This is a genomic window from Phytobacter palmae (genome assembly GCF_039409775.1).
Lineage (GTDB): Bacteria > Pseudomonadota > Gammaproteobacteria > Enterobacterales > Enterobacteriaceae > Phytobacter > Phytobacter palmae.
The window spans coordinates 159,434-181,349 of record NZ_JBCIVJ010000009.1 but is presented as its reverse complement, the minus strand read 5'-3'; the positions used below and the strand labels follow the sequence as shown (position 1 = coordinate 181,349).

At 52.4% G+C, this 21,916-nt stretch carries 16 protein-coding genes; 5 read left to right on the top strand and 11 right to left on the bottom strand.

All coding sequences use genetic code 11. The features are described from left to right. On the bottom strand, positions 1-963 hold the full coding sequence (locus AAIG39_RS13240) for a LysR family transcriptional regulator (protein WP_090084822.1): 963 nt from the start codon (positions 961-963) through the stop codon (positions 1-3). Between the two features lie 342 nt (positions 964-1,305). Here AAIG39_RS13240 and AAIG39_RS13235 point away from each other — a divergent pair, with 342 nt between their 5' ends. The 4 genes from AAIG39_RS13235 (at position 1,306) to AAIG39_RS13220 (ending at position 5,452) form a co-directional block, all read left to right on the top strand. Beyond that, positions 1,306-2,337 carry an ABC transporter substrate-binding protein gene (locus AAIG39_RS13235; RefSeq protein WP_090085114.1) on the top strand — a complete coding sequence of 344 codons (1,032 nt, stop codon included), beginning with the start codon at positions 1,306-1,308 and terminating at the stop codon, positions 2,335-2,337. Positions 2,338-2,400: 63 nt separating this feature from the next. Beyond that, complete coding sequence (locus tag AAIG39_RS13230; protein WP_343194068.1) at positions 2,401-3,255, top strand: ABC transporter permease; 855 nt, start codon at positions 2,401-2,403, stop codon at positions 3,253-3,255. A gap of 1 nt (position 3,256) precedes the next feature. Beyond that, the gene (locus AAIG39_RS13225; RefSeq protein WP_343194067.1) at positions 3,257-4,075 is read left to right on the top strand and encodes an ABC transporter permease; all 819 of its coding nucleotides are present in this window, start codon (positions 3,257-3,259) and stop codon (positions 4,073-4,075) included. A gap of 126 nt (positions 4,076-4,201) precedes the next feature. Further along, the gene (locus tag AAIG39_RS13220; RefSeq protein ID WP_343194066.1) at positions 4,202-5,452 is read left to right on the top strand and encodes a flavin-containing monooxygenase; all 1,251 of its coding nucleotides are present in this window, start codon (positions 4,202-4,204) and stop codon (positions 5,450-5,452) included. A gap of 155 nt (positions 5,453-5,607) precedes the next feature. Here AAIG39_RS13220 and AAIG39_RS13215 read toward each other — a convergent pair whose 3' ends face one another. Next, positions 5,608-7,659, bottom strand: coding sequence for a putative bifunctional diguanylate cyclase/phosphodiesterase (locus tag AAIG39_RS13215; RefSeq protein ID WP_343194065.1), 2,052 nt, complete (start codon positions 7,657-7,659; stop codon positions 5,608-5,610). Between the two features lie 812 nt (positions 7,660-8,471). Here AAIG39_RS13215 and AAIG39_RS13210 point away from each other — a divergent pair. Further along, on the top strand, positions 8,472-9,638 hold the full coding sequence (locus AAIG39_RS13210) for an iron-containing alcohol dehydrogenase (RefSeq protein ID WP_090084831.1): 1,167 nt from the start codon (positions 8,472-8,474) through the stop codon (positions 9,636-9,638). Positions 9,639-9,685: 47 nt separating this feature from the next. Here AAIG39_RS13210 and pgaD read toward each other — a convergent pair whose 3' ends face one another. The 9 genes from pgaD to AAIG39_RS13165 all read right to left on the bottom strand — a co-directional run bounded on the left by pgaD (position 9,686) and on the right by AAIG39_RS13165 (position 21,770). Next, entirely contained in the window at positions 9,686-10,150 is a 465-nt protein-coding gene (gene pgaD / locus AAIG39_RS13205; protein ID WP_343194064.1) for a poly-beta-1,6-N-acetyl-D-glucosamine biosynthesis protein PgaD, read from the bottom strand. Continuing rightward, on the bottom strand, positions 10,147-11,481 hold the full coding sequence (pgaC, locus tag AAIG39_RS13200; RefSeq protein ID WP_090084835.1) for a poly-beta-1,6-N-acetyl-D-glucosamine synthase: 1,335 nt from the start codon (positions 11,479-11,481) through the stop codon (positions 10,147-10,149). The genes pgaD and pgaC overlap by 4 nt, the downstream gene beginning before the upstream one ends. After that, positions 11,478-13,493 carry a poly-beta-1,6-N-acetyl-D-glucosamine N-deacetylase PgaB gene (gene pgaB / locus AAIG39_RS13195; RefSeq protein ID WP_425503311.1) on the bottom strand — a complete coding sequence of 672 codons (2,016 nt, stop codon included), beginning with the start codon at positions 13,491-13,493 and terminating at the stop codon, positions 11,478-11,480. The genes pgaC and pgaB overlap by 4 nt, the downstream gene beginning before the upstream one ends. An 8-nt stretch (positions 13,494-13,501) precedes the next feature. Beyond that, positions 13,502-15,964, bottom strand: a complete 2,463-nt coding sequence (gene pgaA, locus AAIG39_RS13190; protein ID WP_343194063.1) for a poly-beta-1,6 N-acetyl-D-glucosamine export porin PgaA — start codon at positions 15,962-15,964, stop codon at positions 13,502-13,504. 756 nt (positions 15,965-16,720) lie between these two features. Continuing rightward, a complete protein-coding gene (locus AAIG39_RS13185) occupies positions 16,721-17,638 on the bottom strand; it encodes a LysR family transcriptional regulator (RefSeq protein ID WP_343194062.1) in 918 nt (305 codons plus the stop codon). Between the two features lie 99 nt (positions 17,639-17,737). After that, positions 17,738-18,595 (bottom strand): ABC transporter permease, encoded by an 858-nt coding sequence (locus tag AAIG39_RS13180; RefSeq protein ID WP_343194083.1) that lies wholly within the window; start codon positions 18,593-18,595, stop codon positions 17,738-17,740. Further along, on the bottom strand, positions 18,595-19,425 hold the full coding sequence (locus tag AAIG39_RS13175) for an ABC transporter permease (protein WP_343194061.1): 831 nt from the start codon (positions 19,423-19,425) through the stop codon (positions 18,595-18,597). The genes AAIG39_RS13180 and AAIG39_RS13175 overlap by 1 nt, the downstream gene beginning before the upstream one ends. A 126-nt stretch (positions 19,426-19,551) precedes the next feature. After that, on the bottom strand, positions 19,552-20,691 hold the full coding sequence (locus AAIG39_RS13170) for an ABC transporter substrate-binding protein (RefSeq protein WP_343194060.1): 1,140 nt from the start codon (positions 20,689-20,691) through the stop codon (positions 19,552-19,554). A 29-nt stretch (positions 20,692-20,720) separates the two neighbouring features. Then, a complete protein-coding gene (locus AAIG39_RS13165; protein ID WP_343194059.1) occupies positions 20,721-21,770 on the bottom strand; it encodes an ABC transporter ATP-binding protein in 1,050 nt (349 codons plus the stop codon). Positions 21,771-21,916 lie beyond the last annotated feature (146 nt).

Below are 21,916 nucleotides of genomic sequence, written 5' to 3'. Positions count from 1 at the left end.
TCACGCCACCCGCACAACCTGGGGATCGAAATAGCTCGGCGCCGCCATGCCGGGAATATACTGATCGGAGATAAAAACACGGCAGCGCTCAGCAAAGGCGTTAACCACCATTGAGTGCTGGGTGTGGGCCGCAATCGCGTAACCCAGTTGCATCGGTCTGTTCGACCCCGCCAGCCGTACGCGAATCAGACGCTTACCGTCCTGGGAAAGATGCGCTTTTGGCCGCACGTTGGCGATGCCAAATCCCACGCCATTTGCCACCATCGAGCGCACCACTTCCATATTACTGGAGCGCATCACCACATTGGGCGTAACGCCCGCTTCGCTGAAAAGCCCGAGGAAATATTCACGGCTCCATGGCATATCCAGCAACACCATCGGCATTGTCGCCAGATCCTCAATGGTCACCGCCGACTGCGTCGCAAACGGATGATGTTCCCCCACCATCACATAGGGCGGCAATTGCGCCAGCGATGTGAAGACAATATCGCTGGCGGGGACTAAATCGTAAGTCAGCGCGATGTCGATATCGGCAGTGCGTAACTGTTTGAGCAACTGTTCATGGTTGCCTTCGACAAGGGTAATACGCACGCCAGGAAAGGCGCGTCCAAAGCCGAAGACCAGTTCGGGCGTCAGCATCGGGGCCAGCGTATCCAGACAGCCTACACGCAGCGGGCCACGCACATTGTTCATGGATTCCGAGGCGATAGTATAAAGATTCAACATCTGCTCCAGAATGAGTTTTGCCTCTTTCAGAACCTGATGGCCGATGGCGGTAAGCGAAACGCCCTGCGCGTGATGGCGTACAAAGAGCTGTACGCCGAGTTCAGATTCGATATGGGTGATGGCGGCAGAGATCGACGGCGATGAAACGTGGATACGTTCTGAGGCGCCAATGATACTGCCGGCCTCCCCGGAGGCGACAAAATATTCCAGCTGACGCTGGGTAATGCGACTGAGCATGCAGGTTCTCCTGAGATCGCCGACGCGATCATGTCGCGTCAGTCATTCTAATAGTGCTAAATTTTATGCATTTATCATGCCAAATCACAAATAACAGCATAATCCCCTGCTTTTGCAGAGCCCTCCTTTCCTTCTGCCTTATCACTGGTTAAGAAAATCCGTTGCAAAGCAGCGCTTCTTTTAGCCTCGGAAATTCTGATGCAGAGACGAGGAAAAGGCTGTTTTACGCAATCCATACGCCACGTCATTATCGCTTTCACACCAGGGAACACCGTTTGCACCGTTCTGGCGCGCCGGGTTTCAGATTGCCACAACAGCCATTTCATGTATGGGGATGAGAATATGTTGCGTAAGATTCGTGCCTTAACGTTGTTGACCACATGTGTGCTAAGCGCAGGAAATGCGATGGCAGCGGACAAACTGATTGTCAGCACCTGGGGCGGCGGCTTTAAAGATTTGATCGACGAGACCATCGCGAAAGCGTTTACCAAAGAAACCGGCGTGGAAGTGCAGTTTGTTACAGGCGGCACCATCGATCGTCTCAACAAAGCCAAACTGGCCGGCGACTCACCGGAAACTGACGTGACCTTTACCACTGCGCACGTGGGCTATCTGTATGCCAATTCCGGGCTGTTTGAAAAGCTCGATATGAGCAAAATCCCGAATGCGGCAAATCTTGTGCAACAGGCGAAAGTCAGCCCTTATCACCTCGGCGTCTGGGGCTACGTTTACACCATCGGCTACCGTGCGGATTTAGTCCCCAAAGGCGAAACCTTCACGAGCTGGAACGACCTGTGGAAACCGGAACTCAAGGGCACTCTGGCGCTGCCTGACTGGGACCCGAGCCACATTATTGCAGTGGCCGCCAGACTCTCCGGCACCGACGCAGCCCACTGGCAGCAAGGCCAGGCGAAGCTCAAGGCGCTGATCCCGAATATCAAATCCTTCTATACCGATGACGCCAATAGTCAGCAACTGATCTCCACCGGGGAAACGCCGGTTCAGGTCATGCTGTCGATGAACGCTTACAACATGATGGCCGAAGGGGTGGACGTCAAACTGGCGATACCGAAAGAGGGGGCGATTTTGGGCGTGGATACCATAGGGATCAACAAAGGCACCCGCCATAGCGAACTCGCCTATAAGTTTATCAATATTGCCCTTAAGCCCGAGATCCAGCAGCAGGTGGCGAAGATTTATCACGGCAGCCCAACGGTAACTAACGCCCATATCGATCCTGAGCTGGCGAAACTGCCGGGCATGCTGACCACACCTGAACAGTGGAACGCCACCATCAATACCGATCCGCAACTGCGTGCCGAGAAAACCGCCGAATGGCGTCAGTGGTTCTCTGAAAACATCATGTCTCATTGATTTAGTGGGCGGCTTACCGGTCGCCCTGGTTCTACCGGCAGCACATTACTCAGGCAGCATGTTATGACGAGAAAACCGACATTTTTACCCTGGTTCATTATTCCCGCCACGTTAACCGCATTCGGGCTGGTCATCGCGATGCTCGCGGTGATGCAATTCAGCGTGCGGGCGTATATACCCGGTTCGCTCGACGTGGGCGGATTTACACTGGCCAACTTCAACAGCCTGTTTAAAAGCATCTATGCCGATGCGTTTATTAATACTGTCATGCTGAGCGCCAAAACCGCTCTTTTTGGCCTGCTGATGAGTTATCCGCTGGCCTATGCGCTGGTGCGCACCCGCACCTTATGGATCAAATCCGCTATTTTGATTATTGCGATTACGCCGTTGTTTCTCGGCGAAGTGGTGCGTACCTACTCCTGGATTATCGTGCTCGGCAACAGCGGTTTCCTTAATAGCCTGTTGCTGGCGTCTGGCATCATCTCAAAGCCCATTCAGTTTATGTTTACACAGACTGGCGTAGTCCTGGCGTTGGTGCATGTCACCATGCCAGTCATGGTGTTGATTCTGGCGACCGCGTTATCACACATCAATCCCGATTACGAGAAAGCCGCCAGGAGCCTCGGCGCAGGGCCTATCCGCACCCTGCTGACTGTGACGATCCCCCTCTCCTTCCCCGGCATCGTCGCCAGCCTTACTACCGCTTTTGCCTGGACGTTTAGCGCCTTTGCCACACCGCAGCTCATTGGCGGCGGACGCGTCAGCACCGTCGCCACGATGGTCTATCAACTGGGTTTCTCATCGATGAACTTTCCGTTTGCTGCCGCACTCAGTATCGCCGGGTTAATTCTGACCATCCTGTTGCTGATGGCGCTAAAACGCATGACCCGATTCCTGCACGCGATGGGAGAACACTGATATGACCCGTTCACTTAACAACAAACTGATAACGCTGGCAGGTCGCCTGCTGGTTGTCGCAATTCTGCTCTTTGTCATGCTGCCGACCATCGTGGTGTTTATCTCTTCGTTCAGCAGCACTGCCGTACTGTTTTTCCCGCCAAAAGGCTGGTCGCTGCGCTGGTTCGAGCGGGCGGTGAATTATGACGATTTCCGTCATGGTTTCTACTCCGGGCTGATTGTCACCGCATGGGCATCATCGCTGGCGGTCATCATTGGCGCCACGCTGGCGATTGCCATTGAACGCTATTCGTTTGCGTGTAAACAGGTGCTGGAAGGGGTTCTGCTGTCACCGCTGTTTATTCCCCACTTCACTATTGGTCTGGGACTGTTGATGCTGGTATCGCAACTCAACCTCGGGCGCGGTTACCCGCTGGTAATTTTCTGCCATATCGTGCTGGTACTGCCGTTTGTGTTGCGTAGTGTCTATGTGTCGTTAAAAAACCTTGAACAGCGCATTGAGCTCGCGGCGGCAAGTCTGGGGGCATCGCCGCTACGCGTGATATGGACCATCACCGTGCCACTGATTTTACCGGGGCTGTTTGGCGGCTGGCTGTTTGCCGCAATCCTCTCCTTTAACGAATTTACCGCATCGTTGTTTATTACTACCCAGGCCACGCAGACTTTACCGGTGGCAATGTACAACTATGTCCGTGAATTTGCTGATCCGACACTCGCTGCCCTGTCGGTCATTTATATTGCCGTCACCGCCATGATGTTAATTATCGCCAATAAGTTTTTAGGTCTGGGGAAAATATTAAACATTGAAACCAGACAGTAATAACCATGAATACGTGTGCGCCGGATATTCCCACGCACTGCATTAAAAAACTGATTGCCATTAATACCGCCCCGATGACGCGTAGCGATAAAACTATCGAGGGTCGCTTATATTTAGGGATTCACTATGTCAACAGAAAAAATTAATACCGTGATTGTCGGCGCCGGTCAGGCCGGTATCGCCATGAGCGAGCATCTGTCCTTAATGGGTGTGCCTCACATTGTCCTGGAGCGTAGTCGTATTGCTGAACGCTGGCGCTCTGAACGCTGGGATTCACTGGTAGCGAACGGGCCTGCGTGGCACGACCGCTTTCCGTCGCTAAAATTCGACAATATCGCCCAGGAGGCTTTCCCGCCGAAAGAGCGCATGGCGCAGTATTTTGAAGACTATGCGAAGATGATTAACGCCCCTGTGCGCACAGGTGTTGCGGTGCATCAGGTTACTCGCCTGGCAGGGTGCAGCGGGTTCAAAGTTATAACCTCAGCCGGTGATTTTGAAGCCGACAATGTGGTCGCCGCCACCGGTCCGTTTCAGAAACCGTCATTCCCGCAGATCGTCCCGGAAAGCGCCGGGCTGCACCAGATCCACTCTTCGGTCTATAAAAATCCGCAGCAACTGCCGCAAGGCGGCGTGCTGGTTGTGGGTGCTGGTGCTTCCGGTACGCAAATCGCCGAAGAACTGCGTCAATCGGGGCGTGAGGTTTATCTGTCGGTCGGTGAACATTATCGTCCACCGCGCTCTTACCGAGACCGTGATTACTGCTGGTGGCTGGGGGCGCTGGGTCTGTGGGATGAAGTGAAAATAAAGCCCAAAAAAGAGCATGTTGCCTTTGCCGTGAGCGGTTATGAAGGGGGGAAAACGGTCGATTTCCGTCGTCTGGCGCATACGGGCATTACGCTTGTGGGTATCACCAAAAGCTGGGATAACGGTGTGCTGAGCTTTGCCGAAGGGCTGGCAGAGAATATCGCTGCGGGCGATAACGCCTATTTTGACGTATTGCGCGATGCGGATGCTTATATTGAACGCAACGGGTTAGATCTGCCGCCGGAGCCGCAGGCGTGGGAGTTACTGCCGGACCCGGAGTGCCTGCTCAATCCGCTGGCGCAATTAGATATTGCCGCCGCTGGTATTAGCACGATTATCTGGGCAACGGGTTTTACATTTGATTTTGGCTGGCTGCAGGTTGATGCATTTGATGAAAAAGGCCTGCCCTTCCATAAGCGCGGTATTTCCGCAGAGCGTGGCATCTATTTTCTTGGCCTGCCAAACCTGGTGAACCGTGCATCTTCATTTATTTACGGTGTCTGGCATGACGCAAAATATATTGCCGATCATATTGTTTTGCAAAACGCCTATACCGATTACGTTAAATCATAATGTTCAGGTTATCACCGCTATTTATCAGCCGTGAGGACATGTTCGTTTTTTGTCATCGTATTCTGCAGAGATAAAAAGGGTTACCGCATCACGCTTATCCTCCCGCTATTTTACGGGTTGTTTGACATATGCGGCCCCTTTTTGCAACAGAAGAGTTATCGGATATAAGATGACACCAGTAGTTTCTCGATCTCATCGGCGGGCAATGGTTTCGAACACAGATACCCCTGCATGTAATCGCACCCCAGCCCCATCAGCAACGCTTTCTGTTCCTCTGTTTCCACCCCTTCCGCAATCACGCCGAGTCCCAGGCTGTGCGCCATTGCAATAATCGCCGTACAGAGTTCAAAGCCCACACCTTTTAAATCCTCAACGAACGAGCGGTCAATTTTGAGAAAATCAACATTAAATTTTCTCAGATACGCCAGCGATGAATAGCCTGTGCCAAAATCATCAATGGCAATCTGGATTCCAGTCTCATGCATCATTTTGAGATTATGATTCACCCGTGTTTCCGAGTTAAGCAGCAGCCCTTCGGTAATTTCAATGGTGATGGCATCACCATTGAGTTTGTTGTTCTGTAGGTCCCGAATCCAGGGAATATCTTCAAATTCCTGGCTGCGTAACTGCACCGGCGACAGATTAATGGTCATTTTAAGTTGAGGATCATATTCTTGCCGCCAGTAAGCTAATTGTGTAATGGCCTGGTTTGCGATCCAGTTTCCCAGTGGAACGATAAGCCCCGTGTCTTCAGCCAGCGGAATGAAGGTATCCGGGCTAATAATCCCCTGAACCGGATGAAGCCAGCGAACCAGGGCTTCCATGCGGGTGATACGCCCCGTTGTCAACGAGACAATAGGCTGGTAATAGACCGCAAACTGGCTCTCTTCGAGCGCCTTTCTTAAATTTCTGATCATCCGTAAACGTGCATGAATCGCATCATGCAGCGCGCGGGAGTAGTAACGAAAATTTTTACGCCCCGCATTTTTAACCGCATACATCGCCTGATCTGCGTTCTTAAATAAATCTTCGAGGTTTTCCGTATCGGCAGGATAAAGGGAGATGCCAATACTGGCTGAGACAAACATGGTCTCGCCGTTTATGGTAAAAGGCGCTTCCAGCTTCCTGAGGATGTTGTGGGCAATATTCGTGCATTCGGATGGATCGTTAATATCGGAGATAATAATGGCAAACTCATCGCCACCGAGGCGCGCGATACATTCGGCATTACTTGCGCATTCGAGTAACCGCATGGCCACGCGACCTAATAATTCATCGCCTGCCCGGTGCCCCATACTGTCATTAACCGATTTAAATTGATCGAGGTCGATAAGCATCAATGCCATGATATGACGGGTACGCGAGGCATGGCGCGCAGCCTGTTCCAGTTTACTTTGAAACAAATGACGGTTGGGCAGACCGGTGACAGCATCATAATTGGCCTGTTGCCAGATAAGTTCTTCCTGCTTTTTGCGTAAGGTAATATCGGAAAACATGCCAACGTAATTCATCACATTGCCAGCAGGATCTTTTATTACCGAAATACTCAGCTCTTTGAGAAATTCAGTGCCGTCTTTATGTCGATCCCAGACCTCCCCCATCCATTGCCCGGTGTCGTTTAATGCCCGCCACATCTCAGTATAAAAAAAACGGGAATGGCGGCCTGATTTAAACTCCCGAGGGTTAACTCCCTTAACCTCTTCCAGAGACCACCCCGTCAGGAGAGTGAAAGCCGGATTAATGCTAATAATATTATTTTCACCGTCGGTTACGACAATGGCTTCCTGGCTGGCCTCAAACACGGCCGCCGCAATTTTCATTTGCTCCTGCGCCTTTTTGCGCTCGGTAATGTTCTGAACATAGACCAGCCTCGCCGGTAGTCCCTGATCAGGATAAAACGTCACGGACTCTGAAAAGACCGTCATCTGCGATCCATCATGATGCAGAACAGGCCATTCTCCACCAAGGCGGGTGCCTTCTTTCAAAAATTGATAATGGCGCTCCAGCACAGCCTGTTTATCTGCGGCAGGAAAAATCATGGTGAAGGAGTGATGCAACATCTCATGTTGTGCGTAGCCATAGATATCGCAATAAGCCGGATTAACAGTGAGATAATGCCCATCGTAATCAATTACCGCTATTCCAACGGGACATTTGTCGAGGATTGCCTGAAATAAGCCACTTTCATCCCAGTGAGTTTTATTCATATTGCCCCCGCCACGATAAAACACGGTGATTTTCCCTCAGTGCGTATTCACTGTTGCAACCCCACTCCATAATAATCAAACTCAATATGGGCACCGGCAGTTAACAGGCTTATGACGCGGAAAATTACAGAACCTAATTATCTTATTCAATGTATATATCATGTATTTTTTCGCGTTGTCTGGAAATATTTTCTCTGGAAAATCACCCCCATTAGCGTTAATGAGTGTCTTTCACTACACGGTGATTAAAAGAGACGTATCCATCCTGGCTTAAACATAACGGACCGGACTTTCTCCCTGACCGGATGATATCGCTCAACAGACGAGAGCACAGAAATAAGCCTTCAGGTCAATCATAGCATCCTCCCGCCAACAGCTCAGATCTCCGCCTGTGTATTACCCACACAGTATTTAACTGAACCAGTCGTTGCAGATTTCGCCTTCTGACACACAAAGAGATAACACTTTAAATACAGGTGGTTACAACTAAAGAACCACATCAATCACAAACCGGACATGCTTTCTCATTGGCCATTTTCGCATGCTCCTTTACAACAATTTAATAACATAAAGTGATGATTAGAAACCCCATCTGTAAATAAAACTGATGCTTTTTGTTAAAAAACCCTTTGTTTTGTGAGGTTGTTCACTGTTCCCTGTCAGCTTTTCCTTAACATTGCCTGCGCATGTTCAGTCAGCGCTTTTATTCGCATCATCAGAGTATCGTTATTCTTGGGTACTCATATTTTGCCAGGAGTTTAAACGCAGTCATGGACACTCTCACAATCACATTTATGAACAGGGGATGATCAATGTCGACATATTATTTTCTACCAACACGAAATGTATTTGGTGAAGGTAGTGTTCAGGAAGCCGGTACGTTGGCAAAAACGTTAAATGTGAAAAAAATCCTTATCGTCACGGATGCATTTCTGGCAAAAAACGGCATGGCGGATAATGTCGCGAAAATTTATCAGGAAGCCGGTATCGATGTGCATATATTCGGCGGCGCGGAACCAAACCCCACGGATAAAAACGTCGCTGCAGGTATCGAATGCTATCGCGAACATGGCTGTAACGGGATTGTCTCACTCGGCGGCGGTTCGTCTCATGACTGCGCAAAGGGTATTGGTCTGGTTGCGGCAAATGGCGGGAATATTCGCGATTACGAAGGGGTTGATAAATCCAGTAATGATATGATCCCATTGATGGCGATTAATACCACTGCGGGTACCGCTTCTGAAATTACCCGCTTCTGTATTATTACCGATACAGAGCGCAAGGTGAAAATGGCGATTGTGGACTGGCGCGTCACACCGCAAATCTCCATCAACGATCCGGTACTGATGGTCGGTATGCCCCCTTCGCTTACCGCTGCGACCGGCATGGATGCGCTGACGCACGCTATCGAAGCTTATGTGTCGACAATGGCTAATCCACTTACCGATGCCGCCGCATTACAAGCCATTAAAATGATCACGCAATATCTGCCTAAAGCGGTAGCGAACGGTGAATATATGAAGGCCAGGGATAATATGGCCTATGCCCAGTATCTCGCCGGGATTGCGTTTAATAACGCCTCACTGGGTTATGTCCATGCGATGGCGCACCAGTTGGGCGGGTTCTATAACCTTCCTCATGGCGTATGTAATGCGATTCTCCTGCCATATGTTGAGTCTTTTAACCTTATCGGCAACCTTAATCGCTTCCGCGATATTGCAGAAGCCATGGGTGAGAAAGTCGCCGGACTGTCGACCGACGAAGCCGCGGTGAAAGCGATCGCCGCGATTCGTCGCCTGAGCAGACAGGTGGGTATTCCTGCCGATCTGAAAAGCCTTGGGGTTAAACCGGAAGACTTTGCCATTATGGCGGAGAACGCGAAAAAAGATGTTTGTCAGTTAACCAACCCAAGAAAAGCGACGAAAGAACAGGTTATCGAGCTTTATCGTCAGGCTTACGAAGGCGAAGGTGCGCTCTGAAAAAACGCCGCTTAGCGTATAACGGCAGGCGACAAAGAGATCCACGCTCAGGCGTGGATCTCTTTTTTGCTGACAAGGCTGTCCTGGTTTTCTGCCAGCATTTTTGCCAGCCAGACGCGGTCAATCGCGCCGGTGTCATAATGGGCAAGGGTAAATACCTGGGCCCGGCTCATCGCCTGCGCAAGTTCAGGTGTGATATTAAAACTTGCCGCCACTTCATGATCTTCAAGCCCTGGCCGACGCTGACGACGCTCAACGCGAAAGCGTAGCTGGTTATATTTGGCCCAGAGAATAAGTGCCAGACTGATCGTACATGCCACCAGTAGATAGACACTCAGGGTGCTGAGCGTGGTATAAAACGGTCGCACGCCCATAAAGGGATCATGTTTTATTGCCACCACCAGCCCGCTTGCGATGAGCCAGCAAAACCCCAGCCAGGCAATAAGCGTTAAAAGTACATCAAGCAGGCGCGGAAAGAGGCGCTGTTCAGTAAAGATTAACGATTCGATCATGGTTCAATTCTCCCGATACCGCGGTCGGGGCTGACCCAACGAGCTCTGCTGCGTTTACGCCGCAGCATAACTTTCGGGAAAGCCACCAGAGTTGTGAACAGGCTCAACATCCAGTACACCACCGGAAACCAGATAACCCAGAACAACGACGCGGCGATGCCTTTTTCATAGCGCCGTTCAATAAACAGACTGACCGCAAATTGCACAAGGCAAACGACGCCAAGCATCAGGCCAGTAAACGCAGGTGGAAACAGATGTTGAACATACAGTGAATCGGGCATGGGAATGATAAGCCCGATGAGAAAGAGCACAATTGTCATCGCATAGGCGAATGCCCACACGCTGGACATACAAAATTCAATAAATAGCGGCCACATGCGCCGGTATTCCCAGCCCCACAGGCGACGCATATTGACAATAAAGACTTCGGCCCCTCCCTGTGCCCAGCGCAGACGCTGCTTCCAGAGCCCTTTTAACGTCTCAGGCATCAGTATCCAGCACAGCGCCCGGGGTTCAAAAAAGATGGACCAGTGGCGCAATTGCAACTTCCAGCTGATATCAATGTCTTCGGTGATCATATCCGGGCTCCAGTAGCCCACTTCTGCCAGTGCACGGCGACGAAACGCGGCAATGACCCCCGAAACCGTAAAAACCTGCCCATAGACACGTTGGGTTCGCTTAATCAACCCGATGATTGACGAAAACTCGCCGACCTGTACCCGTCCGATAAGCGTTGATCGCGTGCGAATACGCGGGTTGCCGGTAACGGCGCCCACGCGTGGGTGATTCAATAACGGCGCGACCATATATGCCGCCGCATCTTTATCCAGCAGAGCGTCACCATCAATGCAGACCAGAAAATCACTGCGTGCCGCAGCTGCGCCGGCTGCAAGCGCAATCGCTTTTCCCTGATTTTCAGCCAGATGAATGACCCGCAGCCGCGTATACTCGTTAGCTAATTGATCCAGCACGACGCCGGTGTTGTCTTTCGAGCCATCATTAATGGCGATGACTTCGATATTTTGGTAACGCTGGGCCAGGGCGGCCTCGATGGTTTCCCGCGCATTCAGCCCTTCGTTAAAGCACGGTATAAGGATGGAAATCAGCGGATCTCCCTCAAGCGTTGGTGCGGGTGTCCCTTCTCCCCAGGGCCAGTACCGCTCACGATGAAACCAGAAATAGAGGCCGCCGCTCATCCACAGTGCAGACATAAACAATGGCCAGAAAAAGACGAAATCCAGGATCACTTCACCTGTAAAAACCACCGCCACGCCGAGCGGAAAACTGAACATCAGGCAAAGGATCAGGAATGCGATGATGCGATCGGTCATTTTTGTGGATACCAGTATGATGAGAAAGCGGGACGTAACTCCGCCATCCGGGGTTGGTTGTTGATGAAATCATCCGGGTAATAGCCAAAGTTTTTGGCGCCACTCAGCCTAAGCTGTTGCATCCACCCGATAAGCATTTCATCACTGATGCCGTCCTGCCCTGCCCCTTTGCGCCAGTCACGCGCCTGCAACTCAAAGACCGTTTTCTGCAGCGCGCCGGGGTAACGGGCCACGCGACCGACCAGCCTGTCCAGCCAGTTGTTCGCGTCTTTCGGCGGAATATTTTCCATGAGCGGCATCGCCATTGGTGCCGTCCAGTCATAGGTGCCAAGGAAATCATTCAAGTTTTGGGCAAACCAGGTTTCACTGTGTGGCTCCAGAACCGGCATCGCGTAGATATTGCGCGCCGTTTTCACTTGCGGACCTCGAATGGATCGTACGGTTTGCGTCAGCTGTTCAGTGAAATCGATAAGCGCCCGACTTTTAAAGCGCGTCCAGCGCTCAAGTAGCTGAGGATTGGCGCGAATCTGCGCAATCGAATGCGGAAACCCGGCCGCGCGATATGCATCCAGCGCAGCCGGAGAGGCATCTTCATAGTCGGTCAGAAATGCGTCATCGTGAAACAAAATGCCCTGAAAGCTGGCATGGCGAGCCAAATCTTCGTAAATGTCGTTGATACGCTTACGGGCCACGGCGCTCCAGGGGGAGAGCCGCGCATAATGCCTGCTGTCAGGCGCTGTACGCCCGAGTCCAGGCGACCACGCCGTCACGCGAGGAACAGAAGCATCGAGATCGAATGTCAGCACCGGCATCCAGGCATACACACTCACCGCAGCGCGGGTCTGGAGTTGCCATGCGACAAAGTTGAATAAATCGGCGCGCATCGGCAGCCAGCGGTTCGGGAAATAGAGCGCCTGCACATTGCCATCACCTTTTGGGTCAGCATAGGCCTGCAAAAAAACATGGGTGATGTGCATATCAAAAACGCGCTGAATGAGCACATCGATATTTTTACGCTGCTGGGCGGGGTTTTTGTCATATACATAATCCAGGTCGATATGCATAACCCGCATGGACTCAGGCTCTCTGATCTGCGCTACCTGGTCGGCAAACTCACGAAGCGACGGATTACCGGAGATAAGCATACGGGGAATATTTCCCAGATTCGCCGCATTGGCCAGCCCCTGATTGAGAGTAAAGGCCATCTGATAACCCTGCTGCTGCGCCAGCCTCAACGTCGTGCCACTCGCCGCACCATACGGCCATACCCACGCACGCGGTGGTTGCCCCGTCACCTCGGTAATTTTCCGGCTGATACGCACAAGGTCAGTTTTCATGCGTTGTTCGAACTGCGTATCGGTTTCGTATTGCCCCGTAACGTCATTGAATCCGCGATTAGCCGCAGCAGGCTCAAGGCTGCCCTGTGGATTCGCCTTTTGCCCATAGTGCGAAGACCAGGTATGTGCGCCAATTTCCACCAGTGACGACATGCTCGCTTCACGCACCATTTGCCATGTCGCGAATTTATCGCGTGGCGTTTTGAGCCCGCCAAAATCAACCGGAACATTTGCCGGCGCATCAACCCAAATGCCGACAGGCGCCCATAAAGCATGCCATTGATAGGATTTGAGCAGCGGCAAAACGCGCCGAATAAAGCTGCTGTAACCGTCATCAAATGTCAGTAGTACCGCTTTCGGCGGCAGGACACTCTTTCCGGCGTGCGCATCCAGCACCTGCTGCACGCTTACCACGTGGTAGCCATTATCATGCAGCCAGGCAAACTGATCGTTAAGCGCGCTGGTGCGCACTGAAAGATAACGCTGGTCCGCCGCGTTATCCTCGACGTCATGATACGCCAGCACCAGGAAGCTATTCTTCGGCCAGGGCTGCTGTGCGTAGAGCGGCGCCCTTTCGGAGGGGGAAAGGTAGCGTGGCGCTGGCGCGCTTATGCAGGCGGTTGCCAGTACCCACCCCGCAGTCATAATTGCGATACGTAGCCAGTGTTTAAACATGATCGTCCTTAAAACCTGACATTCAGATCAAAAGCGAGGGCGATATTTCGCTCACGCTTGCCATCGTAAGGACGTTTGTCCCAGGAGAGCGTCACCCCGGCATCCACTACGTTATTCCATTGAATGCGCTGCCCGTAGCCAAGTTGCGTGATGGCACCGCTATTGTGTCCTTTTTGCCAGTAGCCGCCCGCCCCGGCGATAAACTGCTGTTTCCAGACGGTATCGTAATGGCGATACAGCACGTGCTCCGCACGCAGGCCAGCAACGGCCGAAACGTCACGCCTGGGATTGTAATAAGGCACATTGTCTTTGCTGTTGTGGCTGGCGTTGATCGCGGGGATGAAATCCAGCGTAAAACGCGGCTGGGTCCATAATCTCTCTTTGCCGCTGATGCCGTACTCCAGGCGATCATTGCCATCCGTAAAATGGGCGCCCGCAAGTGAAAAGTGGTACTCGCGACGTTCGTTGTGATACCACCGCAGCCAGAGGTCGCCGCCGTTGGCATTCACGCCGTTGCGTAACGCACGCAGCGGCGTATTACGCGACAACCGCTCCGCCGAACCACCCACTCGCCAGTTGTCATTGAAATCGTGCCAGGCAGAAAGCCGTCCTCCGATTTTCTGCCCGTCGCCATAGTTACGCCCGGACACTTCCAGTTCGGCCCAGTTATCACGAGAGGTCCATTCCGCACCGGCACCGATATCGCGGTTAATGCCCTTGCCCTCTTCAAATTCACCGCTGGCATAATTAAAGCCCGCAAAGAGTCGCCAGTTATCGTTAATGGGCGGGCTGTACAGGGTGGTATTCAGAGTGAAATCATGTTTACCGCTAATGGGGTTGTCCGACGAAATCCCCTGCGTGCCGCTGACACGCAGCTCCGCTTTGTTGTGCACCGCCAGCAGACGTTCAAGCTGCCGGGTGGCGAAATCATCGGGACTGCGTGCTACTACATCACTTGTCAGTTCACTGGCCTGCCGCCACTCCTGCAATTCAAGCGCCGTCGATGCCTGCTGTCTCTCCAGCGTCAGGTTGGTCGGTTCAATGACCTCAGCAAGCTTAAGCTCGCGTTCTGCTGCGTGCGGGAGGCCCCGCGCCAGCAGAACCGACGCCAGAGCAATACGCAAATCCTGATTACCAGCAGCCTTGCTCACCAGCGTTTGTGCTTGTTGTTGCGCGGCGTTTAAATCATTGGTTGCTAAGAAATAGTCGATAAGCAATGACTGACCGAGCAGCCAGTTATCGTTAGGTTGCGGTGTGGATGAACCCTCGAAGTAGATCATGTAAGGGCTTTTGCTGATGTAGGTGTTCAGTTGCTGCTTTGCTTCATCGAAGTGATTATTGTCGAGTCGGGCATAGAAAAGGTCTTGTTGGTCATCCATGCTGAGCGGCATCACCGCTACAGGGCCATGCGGAAAGAAAACCTCCTCCAGCATCGCTTCGGCTTTATCAGGCTGGCGCTCAGCAAGCCAGGCAGAAGCAACCCAGCGCCGGGCATAATTGGGGACATGTTGTCCATCGGCCTCCAGCGCGTTGTACTCGGCAATGACCTCAGCACTCCGTTTGCGAATGACCAGGGCGCCCAGTCTGTCGATTCTGGCGCGCCGCACATCTTTTTGCGCCCCGGGGTTATCTTTCCATGCAGCGATAAATGCGTCATAACGGGCAAGTGCTTTATCAGCCACCAGATACCGTTCCTCTTCGTTGCGGGCTGGCGTAAAGGCCGCGCGTACTGTCTGAGCGGCGGCATCGAGTTCAAGCTGGCGGGCGATCGCATCGGACTGCGGGTTACGTTCGGAAAGTGTCAGCGCGGGGCCGGATATACGGTTAGCGGACATGGCGGACAGCAGTGTCGGAATCACATTTTTTCTTACCGGTGACGCCGTATCAACTCGGGTAGCAGCCAGTAACGCATCCCAGTTTTTCTCCTGCGCCTTGTAAACATAAGCCAACAGCGCATCACGTTCCGGCCCCGGCGCCAGCGCTGCCCACTGCTGTGCTGCGGTAAGGGCCTCTTCGTTTCGCCGGGCATCGGCGAGAGTCATTATCCATCCGGTTCGCGCGTCGGTGTTGTCGGGATCCTCACGCAAAACGCGCTCCCAGACGTTTAATGATTCATCCCACTTTTTCAGATTGCGCAAGGCGCGTGCCGCGGCTATTTGCCCGCGCACCGGGAAGGCCATTTTATCCTGATAGCGCCGCCATACTTCCTGCGTCTGTACATCGTTATCTGCCCATGCGGATACCTGTAGCCAGTCGGCAACTTGCTCTGGCGTCAGAGGCGCATTTTGCTCGCGGGCATTGAGATAGGTTAACAGCGGCTGGCGATCCCCTTTTCGCGCCTGAATAATCAGCTCATCGTAGGCAGGGTTCGCCCCATAGGCAAAAATCGGCCATATCATGCTCACCGCAAATAAGCAGGTTCCTGATTTAAATAGTTTCGCTGAATTAACACGTCGACGAAGAGTAATCATAACCATCCCTGCACCTTTATATCGGAAGTGAGCATTTCATTAATTTATTGCCGCAATATGACGAAAAATTAATAAACAAACCAGACATACAAACGCATTACTAAATAAAAAAACTTCATACTTTCCTCCTATTTTTATTTATTAAGACACGAACTATGCAAGCCAATAAAATATAGAAAAACGCTTAGAAACGTTAGACTCACTATTTTAATTTTGCCATAAGAAAATAAAAAAATGTCATTACACCTGAGTAGTAATTACGCTGGCAGCCGTAGAGCCCAGGCGGGACGGGAGATGCAAGCGGCCAGCATTGCCCGGCGTGATGATTATTTTACCAGGTGTAGTGCACAGAAATAGCGTTCAAATAACGCAGGGAGATTATTGATTCCGGCTCTGATGAATTACACGTTTCAGCACCAGAAACAGCAGGCTTTGTTTACTGGCGTCTTACTAAAATACAGATATGGCCACGTAGCATTCGCAATGGCTTTATCGCGATAAAATAATTTCCCGCATTACCGACACACATCACAAAAATTTTAGCAGAGTAAATTGCGCAATCGCTGATAAGACCCATGCCGTTATAGCCTGTATGAGCGCGAAATTATTTTCTGCCAGGTATGTGCGGTAAAACTCACCTTCTCACTGTGCGGTGGAAAATGTCATGTACGCTGAAAACGAGAACGACCAGGTGGGCGACAACAGAATGCACTATTCTGCATGCCCGCCCTGGTCGAAGGAGCCATTCCCGGTCTGCTACCCGCTCTGTCGCTCCCAGGGCGCCGGTTCGGCAAACTTTTGCTGGAGAAAATCGATAAAGGCCTTAATGCGCGGCGTCTGCATCAGCCGTGTTGGCGTTACCGCGTGAATAAAACTCTCCTGTACCGGATAATCAGGCAGGATAACCTGCAAGCGACCGGCGTTGAGATCATCGGCAACATGCCAGACAGACTGGAGGGAGATACCCCGGCCATATACCGCTGCGTCGCGTAACAGTTCACCGAAATTACTCTCGATCTTACTGTTTATTTTTACCCGAAAAATCCCCTGCTCAGCTGTTATCAGTTTCCAGATATCCCGCTTGCCATCGGCATCCGTCATGAGTAATCCATCATGCGTAGCCAGATCAGCCGGATGCTGCGGCACGCCACGACGCGCCAGATACGAGGGTGAGGCCACCAACACGCGTCGGTTTGGCGCGATCCGTCGCGCCACCAGACTGGAATCTTTCAGGTTGCCGATGCGGATAGCAAGGTCGTACCCCCCTTTCACCAGATCAACGACTTCATCACTGAGGTGCGCCACGAAATTAACGTCCGGATGTAACGACTGAAACTCCGCCAGGAGCGGCGAAATATATAAGCGCCCAAAGGACGCTGACATTGTGACTCTGATAGTCCCGGTTACTTCGGAACGGCTGGTATGCAGACACTCGCCAAGGGCATTTAGCGCCTCAATCAAGGGCCGACCCTGCGAAGCCAGTAATTCCCCTTCCGGGGTGGGATAAAGACGCCGGGTTGTGCGATTAAGAAGCCGCGCGCGCAGGCTCTCCTCCAGCCGTTGTATTCGCTTGCTGGCCACCGCCAGAGACAAATTTTCACTGCGCGCGGCGGCGCTGATTGAGCCTAAGTCCACCACCCGCAGGAAAAGCGAGATGTCACTGATGCGCTCCATAGATTCTCAACATGTCATCGATAATGGTTTTGCATTGTAGTGATTTAAATGAGGAATTCACAAGAGCAGAGGCCGTTGCATCACGTTAATGCTCCTGCGTCATTTCCCCAGTTTCGACAGCATCTCCGGGCGCATAAACTTATGAATAATCAGCATAAACAGCAGCGACGGCACCAGTAAAATCAGGGCGGTAATAGACGACACCTGATAATTGCCCGACATACTGGCGTTATACAGCAGTAGCGGCAGCGTGGTGATATCCGGCGCGCCGACGAAAAAGGTGCCGGTAAACTCATCCAGCGATTCCAGGAAGACAAAAATACTGGCGGCAATAATGCCCGGCGAGGCCTGCGGCAGCACAATATGCCAGAAGGTATAGACAGGCCCGGCGCCGAGATTACGCGAAGCCCTCGCCAGCAAGGGGTCCACGGCGGAAAACGCCGCCACGCAGATCCATACTGAGTACATCAGACCATGGACGCTGTGCACCAGCACCACGCCGACAACCGTGCCATTAAGCCCCCACTGATAGAACAGGCGGGCAATATTCATATACACCGTCAGGTTCGGAAATGCCTGCGGAATCAAAAACAGCAGCATAAAAAACACCCGCAACGGCATCCCTCGTCTTGAGAGCGCATAACCCGCCGGGACCGAAATCAGCAGGCACACAGCCACCGACAACACGGCGATAAACACGCTGGTGAGCAGCGAGCCGGAAACATCGCTGTAGGGGCTAAACACCTGATACCAGTATTTGAGCCCCCACTGACCGGGCAGCGCATGGGGGAAAAACCAGCTCTCCGCCACCGTCCAGATAAGCAAGTTCAGCAACGGGCCAAACATCGCCAGCAGCATAAAAAGCAACAGCAGCGTCTGCAGGGGCAGGCTGGCGCTCAATTTTCTGCGCCCTTTCGCCAGCCATGTATTCGGTAATATCATCGTTGCCTCTTTCATCATTCGCCCCCCTTCTGTTGCAGACTGTGGCGCAGGTAGAACCACGACAGCGCACCGCAAATCAGCAGTGACACTACGCCCAGCGCATTGGCCACGGCATAATCGCCGTAGGAATTAACGCGGAACGCCATATCCACAGTCATCATTGTTGGCGTACCCACACCGATCATCAGCGGTACAGACAGCACCGACATCATGGTCACGGTCGAAAGCACCAGCGCCACGCCAATTGCCGGCAGCACCTGCGGCAGGATAATGTCGAACAGAATGCGTGGACGCGAGGCTCCGAGATTTCGCGCGGCCAGGATCTGCGACTGCTCCAGCGCCGCCATCGCGCCGCAGATAAGCAGCGTGGCGAACGCCAGCTGTTTCCAGACAAAGGTAATGATGATCCCTTTCCAGCCCAGCCAGGAGACCGTCTCCAGCGGCGTAAACAGATCGGTTGCCACCAGCGCATTGTTCATCAGGCCGTTTTTAGCCAGGAAAGTGCGCATCATCTGCGCAGCCACAATAAAGGGGATAAACAGCGGCAGGCGGTACAAAAAACCCAGCATGCGCACAATGGGCCGACAGGGTGACAGCGCGATCACCGCCGAGAGGGTGATGGAAATCACTGCCAGCAGCGCTACTGAGGTAAGGACAATCACCAGCGTAAAGGCGATATCGCTGGAATAAAGCGCATAGACTTTAGTGAAATGGGCCAGAGTAAAGTGACGCGCGTCGTCGGTAAACGCAGCAATCAGCGAGAACCCCAGCGGGTATAAAAAGAGTACGGCAATCATCAGCGCGGCAGGCGCGACCAGTAAGAGATATTTCAGCGAACGGCGCATAGCAAACCTGGTGTTAGCGACAAAATAAAGCTCAGGGCGGCCTCTTGCCGCGCCTGAACATTAGCGGTATACCCCAGCAGGAAGGCGGCGAACGAGCGTAGCCATCGCACCTGCAGCCTGAAAAAATTAATTGGCGACCTGGCTTTCATAGCCTTCTTTTATGTCGTCAAAATAAGGGGTTATCGGGAAGCTTTTGCCGTAATCCGCCAGAGCCTTCGGCGAGATTTCCGCGAACAACTTCTGCCAGGTGGCCGGGTCCAGCTTCGGCTTCACATGTTCGGCATCAATACCCGGATACCAGTTAAACTGTTTCACAATGCCCTGCGCCTGCACGTCCGGGCTGGTCGCAAGCTCGATAAACTCACGTGCCAGCTGCGGGTTTGCCGCCTTCGCCGGGGTTACGTAGTACATTGGTTGTCCCGGCATACCCGGTGACAGCAGCGCCAGTTTGATCGACGGCGGCAATTTGCCCTGATCTTTCCAGCTGTAGAACATATCCACCCACACTGGCCCCATGGTTATCTCGCCGCGGCTGAGCATATCGAGCGTCCCGGCATTGCCTGGGGTAAAGGTGACGTTCTTATTAAATGCTTTTAACTTCTCGTACGCCTGGCTCCAGTTTTTCTCCACCCCTTTGTCGTAAGGCAGTGCGGACAGACGCTGCGCATCCGTACCGTAGGCATACATCCACCCCACCACGAAGCTCACGCCGGACATTCCGTTCTTGATACCGTTATAGCCAAATGCCTGCGGATTTTTCTGCGTCCAGCTCACCAGCTCATCGTAGGAAGCTGGCGGGTTTTTGATCGCCTCGCTGTTCCAGGCGATAGCGGTCTGGCTTAAAAACATTGGCATCACATAACCGTCGACATTGACGCCAAGGGCATTTTTCGCGTTATCCGCGCTCACCATGCTGCCGGTGCTGATCTGCTGGCGGTATTTCGCAAGCAACCCTTTTTCCACCAGTTCGCCACCGGCTTTCTGGTGAACAACTGCCACATCAATATCCCAGGTCTTCGCATCGCTCTCTTTTTGCGCGGTGAGTTTCTCGATGATTTTATTCGAACCGGCATCCCCCGGACCGGTACCCACCACCTGCACTTTTACCCCCGGATGCGCCGCTTCAAACTTCGGCCCCAGCCAGGTTTTTACGTAATCCACCATATTCTGATCGCCTGCTGTGGCAACGTTCAGGATGGTGTCGGCCTGGGCGCCGTAGCTCAGAAATAATGCAGTCACTACCGCAGCTTTCGTTTTAATAAACATGGTCTATCCCCAAAGTGAACACGATGATGTCAACTTGCTTGTGATGATGGAAAAATATGTAACGCGGGCGCCGGGACGTGGAGCCGGACGGTTGATTGCGCGGGCCAGCACTGTGTTGAATCTGCCAGTAATAACCGATCATGACAGCGCACGCTGTGGCGATATAAATTGCCAAGAAATGCACTTTGCTCAACGACGCCATTGAGCGTCAGCCCCTCTTCTGGCGTGCTTGTATTTAATGTACTGAGCGCGGCATCGGCACTGCGAAAATAAAGGGTGCGATCGCGGAAATCGGCAGCGGAATATCTCCCTTGTGTACGCAGGGAAATACCCTGCGCGGCGAAGAGATCATTAGCAGGAATTTTATTGTCCGCCCCCATAAAATCTGCGACAAATGGCGTTGCCGGACGCTGGTAAATATCTTCCGGCGTGCCTGTCTGCTCAATGCGGCCATTATTTAACACCGCAATACGATCCGCCATAACCAGCGCTTCCTGCTGATCATGAGTAACAATTAATGAGGTAAAGCCAAGGCGTTTTTGCAGTGCTTTAATTTCGTGGCGCACGTTGAGACGCACTCTGGCGTCCAGGTTCGACAGGGGTTCATCGAGCACCAGCACGTCAGGTTCGATTGCCAGGGCGCGTGCCAGGGCAACGCGCTGGCGCTGACCGCCGGAAAGTTCCGTCACCTTCACGTCCGCAAGACCAGTGAGATTGACGATGTTCAGCAACTCCGTAACGCGCCGGTCGATATCATCACGACGCCATTTACGCAGCTTTAATCCATAGCCAATGTTGCGTGCCACCGTCAGATGCGGCCATAGCGCATAGCTCTGAAACACCATAGTGATATTGCGCTGCTCAGGGGCACTGTGGGTAATATCGCGACTGGCAACGCTAATCACCCCGGTCTGCACCGGAATAAAACCACATAACGCATTTAACAGCGTTGTTTTCCCACAACCTGACGGTCCCAAAAGGGCAATCATCTCCCCTTTTGCCACCTGCAAATCAATATTATGCAGCACAACCTTTTCGCCATAGCTAATTTTAAGCCCGGCCACCTGTAAATAACTCATATTTGCTACCCAAAAAAATTACTGCTTACTTTTTTACCTCAATGAACACGTGTTCATTTGAATGTAAAAAAAATGCAATGTTGACTCGACATTATGTGAGCCTACTTTGTCGGGTATTTGTGACAATTTAATTAAGACTCTACTCA